Source organism: Streptomyces sp. NPDC058964, assembly GCF_042741275.1.
GTDB lineage: Bacteria > Actinomycetota > Actinomycetes > Streptomycetales > Streptomycetaceae > Streptomyces.
In genome coordinates this window covers 1-2,013 of record NZ_JBHYKH010000599.1, presented here as the reverse complement: position 1 = coordinate 2,013, position 2,013 = coordinate 1, and the positions used below count along the sequence as shown (strand labels likewise).

At 69.6% G+C, this 2,013-nt stretch carries 2 protein-coding genes; both read left to right on the top strand.

Annotated features, from left to right (window positions below; genetic code table 11):
• Window positions 1-16: 16 nt before the first annotated feature.
• Window positions 17-1,078 carry an ABC transporter permease gene (locus ACFW2E_RS41170; RefSeq protein ID WP_384475538.1) on the top strand — a complete coding sequence of 354 codons (1,062 nt, stop codon included), beginning with the start codon at window positions 17-19 and terminating at the stop codon, window positions 1,076-1,078.
• On the top strand, window positions 1,075-1,917 hold the full coding sequence (locus tag ACFW2E_RS41165) for an ABC transporter permease (protein WP_384475535.1): 843 nt from the start codon (window positions 1,075-1,077) through the stop codon (window positions 1,915-1,917). Before ACFW2E_RS41170 ends, ACFW2E_RS41165 begins: the two co-directional genes overlap by 4 nt.
• Window positions 1,918-2,013: the final 96 nt, after the last annotated feature.

The window sequence follows — 2,013 nt, the reverse complement described above, 5'->3', positions numbered from 1 at the left end:
CTCTACGCGAGATTGTGTGTTACAAAACCCTGTTCTGTCGGGGGGGGGGGGGGGCTCTAGCGCCGCGCCCGCGCCGGGCCTCGGCCGCCGGCAGGGCTCGGGACTCCCGCGCTACCTGGCCACGAAGCTGGTGGCCGCAGGGATCAGCTTCCTGGCCACGCTCGTCATCGGCTTCGTCCTGTTCAGCCTGATGCCGGCCGATCCGGTGCAGTCCATCACCCGCGGCAGGCCCACCAGCGACGCGCAGATGGCGCAACTGCGCCACCAGCTCGGCCTGGACCAGTCGGTGCCCGAACGCTTCTTCCACTTCGTCACCGACACCCTGACCGGTCACCTGGGAGACTCCTGGGAGTTCCAGCAGCCGGTCAGCTCACTCATCGGCGACCGGCTGTGGCCGACCCTGCTGCTGATGGGCACCGCCACCGTCATCTCGGTGGCGCTCGGCCTCTGGCTCGGCGTCAGATCCGGCTGGCGGCACGGGAGCTGGCTGGACCGCATCGCCACCGGCGCCTCCCTGACGCTGTGGTCGGTGCCGACCTTCTGGCTGGGCATGATCCTGCTGATCACCTTCAGCGTCGGCATCGGCCCGATCCCCGGCTTCCTGCCCGCGGGCGGGATGAGCGACCCGGCGATCACCGGCGGCCTGGACCACGTCCTCGACGTCGCCGAACACCTCGTCCTGCCCTGCGTCACCATGGTCCTGGTGGTCTTCGCCCAGTACGTCGCCGTCATGCGATCGTCGATCATCGACGAGCTGGGCAGCCCCTATCTGCTCACCGCGCGGGCCAAGGGGCTGCGTGACGACGACGTACGGCGCAGGCACGCCGTCCCCAACGCGCTGCTGCCCTCGGTCACCATGATCTTCATGCACCTGGGCACCGTGCTCGGCGGCGCCATCACCGTGGAGACCGTCTACTCCTGGCCGGGCCTGGGCCAGCTCAGCTACCAGGCCCTGAAGGTGCCCGATCTGCCGCTGCTCCAGGGCACGTTCATCGTCTTCAGCGCGTCGGTGATCCTCATGAACCTCCTCGCCGACGTGATCTACCGCTTCCTCGACCCCCGGGTGCGTGCCCAGTGACCCACCGCGAACCCACCAAGACCGTCTCACCCCCTTTGCCGGACGCCGGCCCCGCGCCGGTCGCAATGATCGCGGCGAAGCCGCGCCGTAACGGATTCAGCGCCTTCGTACGGTCCTTCGTGCGCATCCGCTCCGGCGTGGCGGGCCTCGGCATCCTGGTCGTGTTCGGCCTGCTCGCCCTGTGCGCGCCGCTGTTCATCTCCGGCAACGACCTCGACGTCATCAAGGTGGACGGCCCCTCGCTGCACTCCCCCACCGACGGCTATCCGCTCGGCACCGACCAGGAGGGGCGCTCTATCCTGCTGCTGGTCATCTGGGGAGCCCGCTCCTCGCTGTCCATCGGTCTGATGGCGACCGTGCTGACGGTGGTGCTCGGCAGCGCCGTCGGCCTGGTCGCCGGGCACTACGGCGGCTGGATCGGCAGGGCGCTGATGCACCTCACCGACTGGTTCATCGCGCTGCCCAGCCTGCCGCTGGCCATCTCGCTGTCGGCGGTGATCGGGCAGGGCACCGCCTCCATCACCATCGCCATCGCGGTGACCAGCTGGTCGTCCACGGCCCGGCTGGTGCGCGCACAGACCCTCGCGGTGGAGGCCAAGCCGTTCATCGAGCGAGCCAGGGCGCTGGGCGCGGGCGGGCCTCAGGTGATGCTGCGGCACGTCCTGCCGAACGTCACCCCGCTGATCCTGGTCTCCTCCACGCTGACGGTGGCCTCCGCGATCCTGTCCGAGGCGACCTTGACCTTCCTCGGTCTGGGCGACCCCACCGGCATCTCCTGGGGCGCGATGCTCAACTCGGCACTGAGCGGCGGGGCCGGAAAAGGAACAGCCTCTTGGTAACAGGACCCCCCCGGCCGAGCCCACCCGATAGTCGCGCACGCCGTCACCCAAAACACCCCCGCCCGGGGGTCCAAAGACAACACCCGCTGGGGGACT